The sequence below is a fragment of the Paenibacillus sp. MAEPY2 genome (assembly GCF_000499205.1).
In the GTDB taxonomy this organism is placed as follows: domain Bacteria; phylum Bacillota; class Bacilli; order Paenibacillales; family Paenibacillaceae; genus Paenibacillus; species Paenibacillus vandeheii.
This window is the reverse complement of record NZ_AWUK01000050.1, coordinates 22,368-38,978: the sequence shown is the minus strand read 5'-3', so window position 1 is coordinate 38,978 and position 16,611 is coordinate 22,368. Positions and strand designations below refer to the sequence as shown.

At 48.3% G+C, this 16,611-nt stretch carries 3 protein-coding genes; 2 read left to right on the top strand and 1 reads right to left on the bottom strand.

Annotation, left to right across the window (positions count from 1 at the left end):
* A partial coding sequence (locus P364_RS0131320; RefSeq protein WP_024633949.1) for an SDR family oxidoreductase occupies positions 1-2,928 on the top strand: 2,928 nt, incomplete at its 5' end.
* A 12-nt stretch (positions 2,929-2,940) separates the two neighbouring features.
* The gene (locus P364_RS35780; RefSeq protein WP_024633948.1) at positions 2,941-15,222 is read left to right on the top strand and encodes an SDR family NAD(P)-dependent oxidoreductase; all 12,282 of its coding nucleotides are present in this window, start codon (positions 2,941-2,943) and stop codon (positions 15,220-15,222) included.
* Positions 15,223-15,279: 57 nt separating this feature from the next.
* Here the strand turns inward: P364_RS35780 and P364_RS0131310 are convergent, their stop codons facing one another.
* The gene (locus tag P364_RS0131310) at positions 15,280-16,515 is read right to left on the bottom strand and encodes a cytochrome P450 (RefSeq protein WP_024633947.1); all 1,236 of its coding nucleotides are present in this window, start codon (positions 16,513-16,515) and stop codon (positions 15,280-15,282) included.
* Positions 16,516-16,611: the final 96 nt, after the last annotated feature.

Here is a 16,611-nt window from a genome sequence, read left to right as displayed (position 1 = left end):
TATACGGCACCTTATTATTTGCTGGCACTGTCAGCCAAAACAGAAGAGGCACTACAGCGCAAGGTGGAGGATATGATCACCGTACTGGAACGGGAAGAGAAGCCGGATCTGGCGGCAATCAGCTACACGCTGCTGGAGGGACGACAGCATTTCCGTCACCGTTGTGCGGTGGTTGTGCAGTCCAGGGAAGACGCCGTTTACATGTTGAAGCAGCGGGGTCAGTCCAAGTCAGTGATTTTATTTGAGGGCGTGGTGCCAAGAAGGTTTTCTGGACAAAAGCTGTTACAGGAGCATGGGAACGAATGGATTATCAAAAGCTCCGAAAGCAGTCTGACCCCGGAAAAACGGAGGGATATTCTCCATATGTTGGCTGATCTGTACGCCCAAGGCTATGATCTGAATTGGGGACAGATGTATGGCGATGTGCCGCCATTACGGATCAGTCTGCCAACGTACCCTTTTGCCAGAGAGGAATACTGGATGGCGCCTAAGGAAAGGGGGCATGGAGAACAGCAGCCATCGCGGGAGCGCTCATGGACTTCTCTTCATCCCCTGGTGCAGCAAAATACGTCTGATTTTAATGAGCAAAGGTTCAGCTCGTTTTTTAATGGAACAGAATTTTTCCTTAAGGATCACATCATTCAAGGAGTCTCCGTACTTCCCGGAGTGGCCCAATTAGAGATGGCCCGGGCTGCATTACAGCTTACCGCTGCTGGAACACGATCTGTTTTTCTGCAAAATGTGGTGTGGATGAGTCCTGTAGTCATGGACGGCGATGCAGCTATTCATAACCGTATTCAGGTAGGGATCGGATTGAATCCTGTCACAGAGAATCCTGAGCTTATAAGTTATGAGATATTCCGGCAAGACCAGCAGGCTGAGAGGAAACGTCATGTATACAGTCAAGGACAGCTAGGATGGGATGAAGAAGCGGAGCCGGCTCCAATTCATGATTTGAACGAACTCATGGCTGCATGCAGCCGATCAGTCTGGACGGGTGAAGAGTGTTACAGGGCATTTCGACAAGCCGGTATCCAGTATGGACCCGCCTTTGAGGGGATACAGCAATTACTCATCGGGGAAGGGGAGGTTTTGGGCCAACTGAGACTGCCTGAGCATTTGCTCGCGGAAATGAACTCATATTTACTTCATCCTTGTATGGTGGATTCTGCGTTGCAGGCCTCTATAGGTCTAATGCTGGAGCTTCCTGATCCGGCTGGAAAAAAGGCAGGTCATGATGCAGGTACACGACAGCCTTCGGTTCCTTTTGCCTTAAAGAAAGTTCAGATATACAAAGCGTGTGCACAGGACATGTGGGCATGGGTGCGCTACAGCTCCGATTCCAGTCCCGAAGGGAAAGGAATGACGTTTGATATTGATTTGTTTGATCAGAGAGGAAGTGTCTGTGTTCGTTTAATTGGCTTTTCCTCCAGACAGCTTCTCAATCCAAAATCCACAGCGTCAGGTGCTGACACAACCCCTCCGTCTGAAATGCTGCTGTTACAGCCTTACTGGCGGGAATTGCATGTGGAAGAGGTTGGACGCAACCGGGAGACTCCAGATGCTGAGCGTATCGTTATTTTATGTGGTGCATTCGCTTGCAGGCTGAGTGAGCTGGAGCTTGAATTTCCGTCAGCATCCTTTATACCGATTGGGTTGGATCAGGGAATGGCCAGTCCCGAAAAGTGGTTTGAGGAAGGCACCTTGCAGTTATTTGGTCAACTTCAAGCGATACTGTCCAGTGAATCGAATACACCGCGGATTGTACAGGTCGTTGTGCCTAATAACGGAGAGCAACATTTGTACGGTGCGCTGTCGGGCATGTTGCGATGTATTAAACTCGAATATCCGGCTGTTGCAGGCCAGTTGATCGAAATGGATGAGCAGTTGAACAACAAGGATATGTTGCAGATGCTGGATAGGGACATTTGCGAACGTGAGGATAGCTTGATTCGTTATAAGGGCGGTCGACGGGAACTGGCAGACTGGCAGGAGATTGATCCTTCCACTGTTCTTGAACAACGGTTATGGCGTGATCATGGTATATATCTCATTACAGGCGGTATGGGTGGTCTTGGACGTATATTTGCACAAGAGATCGCGACGCAGGCCAAGCATCCAACGCTTGTTCTCGTGGGCAGTTCACCGATGGACGGTCTGATGGAACAATCTCTTGAAGTACTGCGAGAGCAGGGGGCGCAGGTGGACTATTTGCAGGTTGATATAGCGGATGGTGAAGCCGTGCAGAACCTTGTGGATAGCATTAAACAAGTCTATGGCGCGATTCACGGCGTTATTCATGCAGCAGGACGAATCAGAGACAGTTTGTTTCTTGCCAAGACAGAGGAAGACTGGCGTGAGGTTATGAAACCCAAAGTGGCGGGCACTGTGCACCTAGATCATTCTACACAGCAGGAAGCATTGGATTTCTTCATCCTGTTCTCCTCTGGAACTGCGGTCCTCGGCAATATGGGGCAGAGTGATTACGCTACAGCCAATGCATTCATGGACCTTTACGCAGCATACCGGGAAACGATGGTGAGTCAGGGCAAACGAAGCGGCAGGACCCTATCCGTAAACTGGCCATTATGGGAAAAAGGCGGCATGAAGGTGGACTCATCTGTCAAACAAATGATGTGGCGGCAAATGGGAATGAGACCCCTGCATTCGCATCAGGGAATAAAGGCATTAAACCTTGCCCTGTCATCTGGTTCTTCCAGGGTGATGGTCATGGCAGGGGACCCTGAACGCATTCGGGAAAAGATCAGAACTGTAAAATCACAATCACCGGAGATGTCCTCCCCGCTATGTACGGCTGTTCCCCAAGGGGAGGAGTACAGGGAAGACCTCTATTCGGAACTGGTTAATCGTGTTCTGGACGGGGAACTAACGGAAGCACAATTTGTTGAAGCGTTCATGAAGGAATAGGAGTGTGATCGGATGAGAGACGACTTGTCTCAAATATACAATGATATCAGAGCTCGTAAACTGAATCCGCAAGATGCTGCCAATCAATTAACCTCTCTGAAGGCGCAAAATAAACACAACCGGATTACGGGCGAGCCTCAGGACCCCGGGAATACGACTAAGGTCGACGCCGAGTTTCATGAAAAGACACGCAAAATTCTGACTCAGGCTGTGGCTGATCAGTTGAAGGTAAGACCGGAGGAAATTGAAGCCGATGTGGAGCTTAGTGAGTATGGATTTGATTCCATTATGTTAACCGAACTGAGCAACTCCCTGAACAAGAACTACAGACTGAATCTAACCCCGGCCGTTTTTTTTGAGCATTCAACTGTGGCGCAATTTACAGACTATGTGTTGGAAACCTATGTTGATCAATTTGCAGAACTCTGGACATCTCCTGCCAAGGCAGGAGATGTCCAGAAAACACATATTTCATCTGCATCCACAATATCTGAATCCATAATGAAGAACAGATTTAGGTCACCGGATCATTTCGAAATGGCTCACCATTCTGAGAACACTGAGGAGACCGAGATTTCTGAGAATGCTGGAGCTTTCGTAAGTGATAAGAGCTTTCATAAAGCTCAGGGAAACGCCAAGCATGGAAACTCCCGTCTGATGAGAGACACCAACCCGCAATCCCAGGAAGGCCTCTCTCAAACCTTTCAGCGAGCAGACAAGGCGATAACAACGTTTGAGCCTGTTGCAATCGTAGGTATGACAGGAAGGTTTCCGATGGCAAAGGATACAGATGCGCTGTGGGAAAATTTAATTGAAGGAAGAGACTGTATCACAGAGATTCCATTGTCACGATGGGATTGGAAGTCCATATATGGAGATCCCCTAAAGGAATCGAATAAAACCAACATTAAATGGGGCGGATTTATAGATGGGGTGGATGAATTTGATCCTTCATTTTTTGGCATCTCCCCTCGGGAAGCCGAACTTATGGACCCCCAGCAGCGTCTGCTGATGCTCTATGTATGGAAGACCATTGAGGATGCGGGCTATGCTGCCCAAAACTTGTCTGGAAGTAATCTGGGTATATTCGTAGGCACCTCTGGAACGGGATACAGCAGTCTGATTTCCCGCTCAGGAATGGCTATTGAGGGATATAGCTCAACCGGAATTGTTCCATCCGTAGGACCCAATCGAATGAGCTATTTTCTGAATGTACATGGTCCAAGTGAACCGATCGAGACGGCTTGTTCAAGCTCGCTGGTTGCCATCCACCGGGCAGTAACAGCAATGAGGAATGGGGATTGTGATGCAGCTATCGTTGGCGGCATTAATACCATCCTGACCCCGGAAGGGCATATCAGCTTTAACCGTGCAGGGATGCTGAGTGAAGATGGACGCTGCAAAACCTTTTCCGAACAGGCTAACGGGTATGTTCGCGGTGAAGGTGTTGGCATGCTGATGCTCAAGCGGTTAAAAGATGCAGAACAAGCGGGTGATCATATCTATGGATTGATTCGGGGGACGAGTCAGAACCATGGTGGACGGGCCAACTCATTAACGGCACCCAATCCGAAGGCACAGGCAGATCTATTGATCCAGGCCTATCGCAAAGCGGGTATTGATCCAAGAAGCGTTGGTTACATCGAAACCCACGGCACCGGTACGCCTCTTGGTGATCCGATTGAAGTAAACGGCCTGAAGGCCGCTTTTAAAGAGCTGGCTCGCCAATCCGGAGATGAACCGCTCGGCACACCACATTGCGGTTTGGGCTCTGTAAAATCTCATATTGGACACCTTGAGATGGCTGCCGGTGTAGCGGGTGTCATGAAGGTGTTGCTCCAGATGAAACATCGTAAACTCGTACCAGGCTTACATCTGGATCATATCAACCCTTATGTTCAACTGGACAACAGTCCGTTCTACATTGTGCGGGAAACAAGAGAATGGGCTGCTCCAAGGGATCGGGATGGCCGGGAAATGCCCAGACGAGCAGGAGTAAGCTCCTTTGGTTTTGGCGGCGTGAACGCACATATCATTTTGGAAGAATATATCCCGAATCAGGAGAATCATGAAAAAAATACAACCGCAATCCCCGGACAACACCCTGCGATCATCGTGTTGTCCGCCAGAAACGAAGCGCGACTGCGTGAACAAGTGAATCAATTGCTTCAGGCCATGCGTGAAGGTAAGTATGCAGAGAACGATTTGGCTAATATGGCTTATACATTGCAGGTAGGACGCGAGCCCATGGAGGAGCGATTGGCCCTGATTGTGGGAACATTGGCTGAACTGGAGACTGGCTTGGCTCATTACATGCAAGAAGGAGCAGTCACTGGTCATGACGGGATTGAAACCTACAGAGGGCATGCCAAACGCAAGGATACACTCCTGTCACTAACGGAAGACGAGGAAATGCAGGAACTGGTCCATAAGTGGTACCTTCGTGGCAAGCTGGACAAAGTTGCTGAGATCTGGACAAAGGGGTTCATTGTCCAATGGTCAGCCCTGTATGATGGGAAGAAACCAGCCAGAATCAGTCTGCCAACGTATCCGTTTGCCCAAGAAAAGTATTGGGTTCCTATCCCGGATGCCCGGAATCCGCAGCGATTCGAAGATGATTATTTCAACTCGGCAGGGGTTCTGCATCCGCTTGTGCACCGTAACATTTCCAACGTATATTCACAGCGCTATAGCTCCCTTTTCACTGGCACGGAGTCATTTTTGCAAACTCCTGCGAATTCGGACAAACGCTCATTTCCCGATGTGGCCTGTATGGAAATGGCCCTTGCGGCGGGGCGGTATGCCTTGGAGCCGTCAGGCGGGGCTGGGCAATCCGTGATGAAACTCAGACTGTCCGATATGAAGTGGGTACAGCATGACACCAACAATTTGAACATGGAGTTTCCATTACAGATTCAAGTTGAAATATACGCTGAAGAAGATCAGGAAGAACTCTTTTTCGAAATCGGCAGTGTAAACAGAGGCAAGGAACCACAGTTGTTAACAACGGGAACCGTCTTCAAGGCGGAAAGTTCTGCCTATGACCAGACAAGGTTTGACCTGCAAGCGATACGCCAGCGGTGCGAATTGAATACCAGCTCAGCTACTCCAGAGGCGGATAATGTATGGTCTGGCAGTCAGAAGACGGGCCGTGTGAAACAAAGTTATAAGGGGAAGGGAGAAGTGCTGCTCCACATATCCACTTCTGATGAAACTACAAGATCTACCAACATGACCATTGATCCAGAAATGCTGAAAGACGCCTTTCAAGCTGGATTATGTGAACTTTGTGAACAACAGGGTCAAGTGAACCTGGGGAGAGCTTTTGCATTAAAATCGCTCCATTCCTTGGAGGTAGTGCTGGATGGACAACCTGCTTGGGTCTGGATTCGTTCTGGCACAACGCCACATCATGAATCGTCTGGAGCTGTTGGAACTGATCTCAAGCTGGACGTTGCTATAGCCAATAACGCTGGGCAGGTACTGGTCTGGATGGAACAGGTCACCGTAAGTGTACCCGAGATGGAGGGTCTGTTACTTTTGGAGCCGTATTGGGAAACAGTTTCGAACCACATGTCTCTTTCCGCACCGATTTCATACAGCGAACACCGGATTATTCTATGTGGTGAGTGGGCAGATATCACGATGAGCGAAGTTGTTAAACGGGAAATGCCTGGGGTTTCCCTGATACAACTTGGTGCAGAAGGGACTATTGCAGAGCGTTACGAAGCCTATGTGCTTGCTCTGCTGGATCAGTTCAAAGATGGGGAGAGCCTTCGTCAGGAAGGAAGCAAATTCATTCAGGTTGTCATCCCTGACAATGCCGGACAATCGAGACTGTGGACAGGGCTGTCTGGCCTGCTCCGTACCGTTCAGCTTGAACATCCGCAGGTGCACTGCCAACTTGTTGAAATGCAGCGTGATACGTCACCGGTACAATGGGTGGAACGGCTTAAGTCTTGTGCAAATTTGCCGGATGAGGATCACTTGCGATATATGGAGAACCAAATGTATCGGGCATCATGGAAGGAACTTGTTCAGGAAGTATCCCCCGCTGCTGTGAGTCCCATCGAGGAGCATTTGAATCGGAAAGGCAATGAGCATCATTCGGCCCATCCGTGGCAGGATGGGGGCGTGTACGTTATCACTGGAGGCAGCGGTGGTCTTGGCCCCATTTTTGCACAGGATATCGCACTCAAGGCTGCCGGGACAACAATCATTTTGACAGGCCGGGCTCCAGCGTTATCCATTGCCGCCAGACAGAGAGTTCAGGAACTGCCCGCCAATATTCAATACATGACCATGGATGTAACTCATGAAGAGAATGTTCAGACGGTGCTGTCGACGATCCGTCATACCTATGGGAAAGTGAACGGCATTCTGCATGGAGCTGGCATTATTCGGGACCGTCTGATTGAAAATAAAACAGGTGCAGAGAGCAGAGAGGTGCTGGCATCCAAAGTTGCAGGGACAGTTTATCTGGATGAAGCAACACGGATGGATGATCTGGATGTCATGATTTTATTTTCTTCCGGTACAGGGGTGACGGGGAACATTGGACAGGCAGACTATGCGGCTGCCAATGCTTTCATGGATCGTTATGCTGCTTATCGCAATACTCTTGTCCAGAAAGGAGAGCGGACTGGACAAACGTTATCGGTGAACTGGCCTCTTTGGAAATCGGGAGGTATGCAGATCAATGAACAGCAATTACGCAGCTTGAAAAAACAGACGGGCATACGTCCTCTGAGCGAGGAAGAAGGAACCGCAGCCTTGAATCAGGCAATGGCAAGTGGGAGAAGTCAGGTATGGGTTGCGGCAGGTGAAGTGACTCGAATGAGACAGAAGATTCTGTCTTCTCCCCATGCTCATGATTCACGGCAGGCGGGACAGCCAGCCAACACAGAGGAGCAGACGGATACAGCCTGGCTTGGACATAAAGTCAGGGAAACGATGGCTTCTATGATATCGGCGCTGCTTAAGGTGCAGGTTACACAAATTGACCCCGAAGTTGAACTAGGGGAGTATGGACTTGATTCCATCATGCTGACTGAACTGACCAACACCCTGAACGAGAATTTCAACATGAGTCTTACCCCGGCACTGTTTTTTGAATATTCGACGCTGCAAGCCTTCTCGGAATATGTAACACGTAATTATAAACAGGAATTCTTAACAAGATTTTCGTCTGAGAGGGTTCATACCCAAGCGAAGAGCGAGGCTAAACGAGCTGATTCGTTGGTTTCCCGGCGATTTATAAAAAAACATGTCTCGGATGAAGGAAGGGCGAAGCTTGCAAATGTCATGGAGGATCAGGGCATTGCAATTGTAGGTATGAGTGGCATTTTCCCGATGTCTGCTGACCCGGACGAGCTGTGGGACAATCTGGCAGCACAGCGGGATTGCATTACGGAAATTCCTATGTCGCGCCGGGAGCAGTATATGTATCAAAAGGATTCCTTCAACGAAGTAAGCAATCCCGACATGATCTGGGGAGGGTTCATCGAAGGTGTGGATCAATTTGATCCCGGATTTTTTGGTATTTCTCCCCGTGAGGCGGAACTTATGGACCCGCAGCAGCGGCTGCTGATGCTGTACGCGTGGAAAGCGATTGAAGACGCCGGATATGCTCCGCAAAGCCTTTCGGGCAGCAAGCTGGGCATATTTGTGGGAACGGCTGGCACAGGATACAGCAATCTCATCGCTTCGTCAGGCATGGCTTTGGATAGCTACACCTCCACGGGGATCGTACCTTCGGTTGGACCGAACCGGATGAGTTATTTTCTTAACGTGCATGGCCCGAGCGAGCCGATTGAAACCGCATGCTCAAGCTCGCTGGTTGCGATCCACCGCGCAGTCACTGCGATGCGGAACGGGGATTGCAATGCAGCCATTGTAGGCGGCATTAATACCATTTTGACACCCGAAGGATATATAAGTTTAACTAAGGCAGGCATGTTGAGTAGTGATGGCCGATGCAAAACATTTTCCGCTCAGGCTGATGGATATGTTCGAAGTGAAGGGGTCGGCATGTTGATGATCAAACCTCTCAAGGATGCCGAGGAAGCTGGAGATCATATCTATGCCGTTATCCGTGGAACAAACGAAAATCATGGAGGTCGCGCCAATTCATTAACTGCACCCAACCCCAAAGCTCAGACAGAATTGTTATTCGAAGCGTACCAAAAAGCAGGAATTGATCCAAGAACGGTAGGTTATATCGAAACACATGGCACAGGCACACCTTTAGGCGATCCGATCGAAGTCAATGCACTTAAAGCGACATTTAGGAATCTGTATGAACACACAGGGGATAGCCAAATGGGTGAGGCCCATTGCGGATTGGGCTCTGTAAAAAGCAATATAGGGCATTTGGAGATGGCTGCTGGCATTGCAGGTGTAATCAAAGTGCTGCTGCAATTAAAACATCAAAAGCTGGCTCCAAATCTTCATCTGGATGAAGTGAACCCCTACGTTCAACTGGAAGAAAGTCCGTTCTACCTTGTTCGTGACCTACAGGAATGGAAGCCGATTATCAATGCGGATGGAAAGGTTATGCCAAGACGAGCGGGGGTCAGTTCATTTGGTTTTGGCGGTTCCAATGCTCACGTCATTCTTGAAGAGTATACGGGAAGATTGGATAAAAAAGAGGTGAATCACGCGCCTGCACCTGAATATCCGGCTATGATTGTTCTGTCTGCACGCAATAAAGGTCAGCTTCAAGAGCAGGTACATTTGCTGCTGAAAAGATTGCAGCACGGTTCATATATGGATTCTGATCTCCGCGATCTGGCCTATACGTTACAAGTGGGCCGTAATGCTCTGGAGGAGCGGTTGGGTGTACTGACTTCGAGCATCGCCGATCTGAAGGAAAAGCTGAGCGCAGCACTGGAGGGAGGCATGGAACAACTACCCGAAGGTTTAATATACCATGCGGGTGTGCAAGGCGGCAAAGGAGCACTGTTGTTTAACATGGACGAGGGTACGGAGGAAATCGTAAACCAATGGCTGCAAAACGGTTCATATGGAAAGGTACTGGAACTGTGGACTAAAGGGTATCCGGTTCGTTGGGAGCATTTATATAAAGATGATCAAGATAAACCTTCAAGGCTAAGCTTGCCCACGTATCCATTTGCCAAGGAAAAGTACTGGGTGCCATATCCGTCCGCCGATTCGGATTCCCCGGCCGAAAGACAACAATTTGGTTCGGTGAGTCAGCACGTACAAACGGAAGAACCGACAGAACTGCTTTCTTTTCAAGAAGTGTGGGAAGAAACACCTCGCCTTGAATCAGATACAGCCAAGTTGGCTGTAGAAAAGGTCAGGGGACTGATATGTCTGTTATCTGATACAAACAAGCAGTCCATTATTCGCGAAATGTTGGCTCAGCGAAGTCCGGATACAAAGGTCTACTTTATTGAAGAAGCAGGTGACGAAGCTGGGAAAATGGATCGGGAAGCTTACGGTCAACAATTTCGCATGATCGCCCAGCAAGAGCATTATATTGATGCGGTTCTGTATCTGTGGCCGTTTGATGATGCCCAATATATTCGTGAAATGAGTCCGATTGTGCATATGATCCAGGCGATGGCTAAGGAGAACATACAGCCCAAACGTATTTTACTGGCTGGAGAACATGCTACTGCGCTGGATCAATGTTATCTCGACTCATGGATCGGCTTTGAGCGTTCATTAGGTCTTTCTATGAAGAAGACAAAATTAAGCGTATGCAGCTTCCATGCAGGACAGGACTCGCATCTGCTGACATTTACGGACCTGTCGAACCTGCTGTGGGACGAACTTTTATCTCAATCGCCGCAAAGTGTTCGTTATGAGCATGGACGTCGTTTGGTAAGTCGAGTGAAGCAAGTCGAGTGGAAGGAACATGCTGATGAGCATACTCGTTATCCGATGCCTGGACAGACTGTATTAATTACAGGTGGACTTGGCGGATTGGGTGTTATTTTAGCAAAAGCCTGGGCTTCCAAGGGAATCCATCTCGTTTTGATGGGGCGATCTCCGCTGGATGTGATGAAAAGGCAGTTGCTCAAGGACCTCGGAACAAATGGCAGTCAGGTCATATATGTTCAGGCAGATGTGAGTGAAGCGGCGGAAGTAAGAACTGCTCTGGAATCCGTAAAGATGCAATGTGGCGATATCCACGGATGGGTCCATGCCGCCGGAATGGAAAGTCAGGGCACCTTGCTGTCTAAAAGCATACAAGAGTTCGATCAAGTGTTACGTCCCAAAGTTAAAGGATTGCTTGTGATGGATGAAGCATTGCAAAACGAACCTCTGGCTTTCCGCTGTTACTTTTCATCCTCTTCGGCGCTGTTGGGGGACTTTGGTTCTTGTGACTACGCAATCGCCAATCGTTTTCAGATGGCGTATGCCCAGATGCAGGATCAGAATATCCGTACCCGCTCTATTCTATGGCCACTTTGGAGAGAAGGCGGAATGGGCTCCAGGACCTCAGAAGGTACGGACATGTATCTGAGAACAAGTGGTCTGCGTTTTCTGGAAAAGGATGAGGGAATCGCTTTTTTTGATGAGGTGATCAGCCAGTCCGGTGCGCATCAGCTTGTGCTGGCTGGAAGGCCAAGCCGCATACATCGCTTTTTGGGCTTAAACATGCCGGTTTCCAAGCCGTCTTTCCTACGATTACGCACAACAGCAAGAGATCAGGATCTGGCCGAAGTCAGGAGTTCACATTCACGGGTAGGCAAGACTTTACAGGAATGTGTAGGGCAAGAACTAAGAGGCTGGGCTGCCCAACTGCTGAAAATGGAAGCCACCAAGATGGACCCGGACCGGAATCTGGCCGATTATGGTTTTGATTCGATCAGTCTGGCAGAATTCGCTGAGCTTATGAGTCAGCAATTCAAGCTTGAATTGTCGCCAACCGTATTTTTTGCACATTCCACCCTGAACAAACTTTCGCAGCATCTGATCACGACCTTTTCCGAAGAAATGGAAGCAAGGTACAACATGATGTCAACCATATATCCAACACAAATACAAGATCACTCCCATACAGACAGAAACACCACTCCATCTGCAATGGACCAGCTTGACGGATCAATGGAGCATCCTGTCCCTGAACCTTCCGAACTTCACAGGGAAGAGCCCATAGCGATCATCGGCATGAGCGGTAGGTTTCCGCAGGCTGGCACCATCGAGGATTTGTGGACAAATGTCGAATCAGGTTCTTCCTGTATATCGAGATTACCTCGCAGCCGTTGGACCACGGAAGGCGGGAAGGATGGACCTGAGGAGGACGCTGGTATCCCAGCATGGGGAGGGTATCTGGCGGATATTGATCGCTTTGATCCGATGTTTTTCCATATTTCACCGAATGAAGCAGCGATGATGGATCCCAGACAACGTCTGTTTCTGGAAGAGGCATGGCATGCGCTGGAGGATGCCGGCTATATGGGGGATCGTATCCGTGGCCAGAATTGTGGTGTATATGTCGGGGTTGAAGAAGGCGAGTATGGTTATTTGACAGCAGACAAAGGATCGATTAACGGTAATCAAAATGCCACTCTTGCAGCTCGTATTGCATATGCGCTGGATCTAAAAGGGCCCAATATGGCAATCACGGCCGCATGTTCTTCAGGGCTGGTAGCTCTTCATCAGGCGTGTCAGGCGCTAAGAAACGGAGAGTGCGAGACGGCCTTGGCCGGGGCGGTGAGTCTGATTTTGTCTCCCATGCTTCACACAGCTCTCCATCGGTCAGGCATGTTATCCCTCGACGGCCAGTGCCGCGTATTTGATGAACGTGCTAACGGTATGGTGCCAGGTGAGGCTGTGACCGCATTGATGCTCAAACCCTTGAAACAGGCCATTCAGGACGGAGACCCTATTTATGGCACAATTAGAGGCAGTGGTGTTAATTACAGCGGACGTACCAATGGATTGACTGCGCCTGATCCTGAGTCACAGGCAGAGTTAATGAAAATGGTGTACAAGCGGTATGGGATTGATCCACGCAGAGTGCAGTTCATCATGTCGCAAAGTGTGGGATCACCGATCGGGGATGCAATTGAGATGCAGGCATTATCCAATGTGTATGGTTCTTACAACGATCAGGACATATCCGTGGCGATTGGCTCCGTTAAGCCTTTAATCGGACATACGTTTGCGGCATCCGGTTTGGTCAGCCTTATCACGATGTTGATGGCTATGAGGCATAAAACGATCCCTGCTCTCCATTCCTATGAAGAGCCTAATCGACATATCAACATGAGCTTGGCTGGCAATCTGAATATCCATAAAGAAAATAGACCCTGGAAAACGCAGTCCAATGCATCAAGAATGGGAGCGATTAGCACCACAGGCATCAGCGGGACTAACGCACATGTGGTCATCGAAGAGTACGTCGCCGCAGAGACAGAACAACAGAGTGCAGTTAGTGAAGATTGGGTGGGCCAAGTTGTCATTCTATCGGCTTTGAACCAGGAACGCTTGCAGGCCGCCGCACAGCAGCTGCTGAATACGATCATATTAAATAACGAGCTGAGCTTGAGGGATGTAGCATATACGCTGCAAGTTGGCAGAGAAGCATTGCCGGAGCGGCTGGCGCTAATTGTGAGCAACAAAAAAGAACTCATTCTTGGGTTGAAGAAGTTTTTGAAAGCGGAAAAGGAAAATAAAAATAGGGTTGATTCTTGTCCGATGTTTGCTGGAAGAGCGGAAGAAGACTCGGCAGTGAAGGAGCTGTTATCAGGAACCACAGGCGAAAAAATATTGAGAGCTTTCATGGCTGCGGGCAGCCTTGATAAAATTGCACTGTATTGGTCCAAAGGAGGAAACGTTTCTTGGGAAAAGCTGTATGAAGGGAAGCCTGCTCACATCATTTCATTGCCTGGCTATCCATTTGAAAAGAGAAGGTGCTGGGTTGACCTCACTCCTGCTCATACCAAATCCGTGGTCATTTCCAGTCCAGTGGAAGTTGCTTCTGACTCCAGTATGGATGTAACCGGAAATACATCACTGGAATACAGCATTACAGCCATAATTCAGAGTCTGCTTGGATTGCAAAGCGGTGAACTTCATGAATCGACACCTCTTGTGCAATATGGAATGGACTCCATTGTGTTCATCCAGTTGGTTCAACGATTGCAAACAGAACTGAATCCTGAAATCAGTGCAGCCGATTTGCAACATTGTTTGACTTTGGCAGACATCATAGCAAGCCTGACAGACAGATTAAATCAGACCCCAATGCTTCAAGCCAAGCCAACAAGTTTCAGCGTCACCGGACCGGAGGAGAAAACAAATGGCTCTTTGAAATCAGCTGTTAAGGCATGGCCTCAATTCCCCGAACTTGTTCGGCTGAATCATGCTTCTGAAGGCAGACCCGTCTTCTGGTTTCACGCCGCAATGGGTGGGGTTGAAGGTTATCAGGTTATTGCATCCAGGTGTACGCGACCCTTTTATGGAATCCAGGCAAGAGGCTGGATGACGGACCGCTCTCCGTTATATGGGATCGAAGGTATGGCGATGTATTATGTGCATGTCATAAAAACCGTTCAGCCAGAAGGGCCGTATGATCTTGGCGGTTATTCTCTCGGCGGCCTGATTGCATATGAGGTGTGCAGGCTACTTCAGAATCAGGGTGACCAGGTAAACAGCATGGTGATGCTTGATTCGATCTATCTCTCTGATGAAGACGAAATGACTTCATCGGACAAAGGTTATATTTTACAGTCTGTAAATATGTCGCTTTTGTCTTCGATCCTTCATCAACCGGAGAAAATCGCAGACACGTTAATTCACCGTGATGAAATCAACATGGAATTGAGTAATGAGGATTTTCTTAAACACTTAACAGAAATTGCGAAATCCAGAGGGCTTTTCAAAAATGAGAAGCATCTCCAGCAGCTCATTGAGCAATGTGTCAAAGTTCAGCAGGCATATCAGGCAGACCAGTACCAAGTTCAATCGCTTGCCGATCGAGATGCTGTGGCATGTTATTATTTCGGCAATCGCAGCGGACATTTCTTTGGTGAACTTGAACCTTACTTTGTCACGGCAGAAGATTGCATCGAATTGAATAACTCATCTTATTGGAAAGTATGGGAGGAGAACATCCCGAATTTTAATTTGTTTGACATCGATGTTTCCAACCATATGATGCTGTTGTCCAATCCCGCAAGCTCGGATCGAATAGGTGCTTTTTGCAAGCAGTTGTATTCAAATGAAGGGGTCACGGACAAAGACATTCAATCCTTCAAAAAAAGCACCAAAGCAAGAGTTCCACGCAAGAGTTCCAAAAACCAGATCAAATAAGATCAAAAAAAAGCGTTGCTCATTATGGAGCGACGCTTTTTGGATCTTATACCAAGTTCATTGATTGTTCAAGCGGACAAGCAACCGCTGAAGACCGCGAAAGCCTACATTGGGCAGCCATTCGGGTTCCTCCTGAATCCATTCCATATTCGGATATCTCGCGATCAGACGACTCATGGCAATTTCTGTTTCCATCATTGCCAATTGGGCTCCGATGCAAGAATGAATTCCTACACCAAAGGCCAGATTCCGCGCTTCATTGCGTTCAATATCAAACCGATGGGGATCGGTAAATTTTCGCGGATCATGATTGGCTGACCCAAAGCAGAACATGATCAATTCGCCTTTTTTAATCTGTTGATCCAGGATTTCGATGTCCTCAAGAGCGGTTCTTACAGTAATCTGTGCAGGGCTCTCATAACGAAGGACTTCCTGAATGGTGCTTTTGATCAGACCCGGAGTGTCTTTTAATTTCTGAAGTTGTTCCGGGTGTTTCATCAGTGTGAGCATACCATTCCCAATCAGATTAGGTGTGGTCTCATGTCCGGCGAAGAGAAGCATGGCACATTGCGCATGAATTTCTTCAATGGTCAGGTGCACACCATCATCATCAGTTGCTTCTATAAGATAAGTAATAAAATCTTCCTGAGGATGTATTCTTCGTTCTTCAATCACATCGGTTAAATAGGCAGTTAACAGAACCAAAAGATTTTGCGCACGCGTGACGTCCTCATATGTAACCGTCATGGAACCGAACAAGTGAACAAGGCTATCTGCACATTCGGCCACACGCTCATACTGTTCTTCAGGAAGGCCCAGCAGTTTCATAATGACTTTGGTCGGAAGCGGGTAAGCATAGTCCTTAATCAGATCCACTTCTTCCTTTCCTTCCAGTTCATCAAGAGAGTCGTCGATCAAATCCATAATGTAAGGAGCGAGATTTTTGATAGACACGGAGAAGGCCTGGCTTAGCATTTTGCGATATCTGAGGTGAGAAGTGCCATCCTGGAGGGACATCCACATGGAGAACAGACGAATGAACTCCAGAATCCCATAAAGCTGTTGTTCCGAAAACTGGACTGCCCAATATTGCTGTGCCGTGTTATGGGAAATGCGTGGATCTGCAATGTACTTGTTTACGGTCTCATACCCACCAATGTACCATAATCCTCCATACAGATTCACTTTGTGAATTTCGCCTTGCTGAATCAGCTGTCGATACACGTCATACGGATTACCAAAGAAGTTTTCATTATAAAACGTGGTTGGATCATTGACATCAATGACAGGCATTGACAAGTGGTTTCCTCCTTTTATCACACTCGTTTTGAGAAATAAAGGAAATTATACAAAATTAGAGTAGCATGTATACTAGAATCTGTCGAGTAA

Coding starts and splice junctions, on each gene's coding strand:
- P364_RS35780 (WP_024633948.1), top strand. CDS start 2,941: ATGAGAGACGACTTGTCTCAAATATACAATGATATCAGAGCTCGTAAA.
- P364_RS0131310 (WP_024633947.1), bottom strand. CDS start 16,515: ATGCCTGTCATTGATGTCAATGATCCAACCACGTTTTATAATGAAAAC.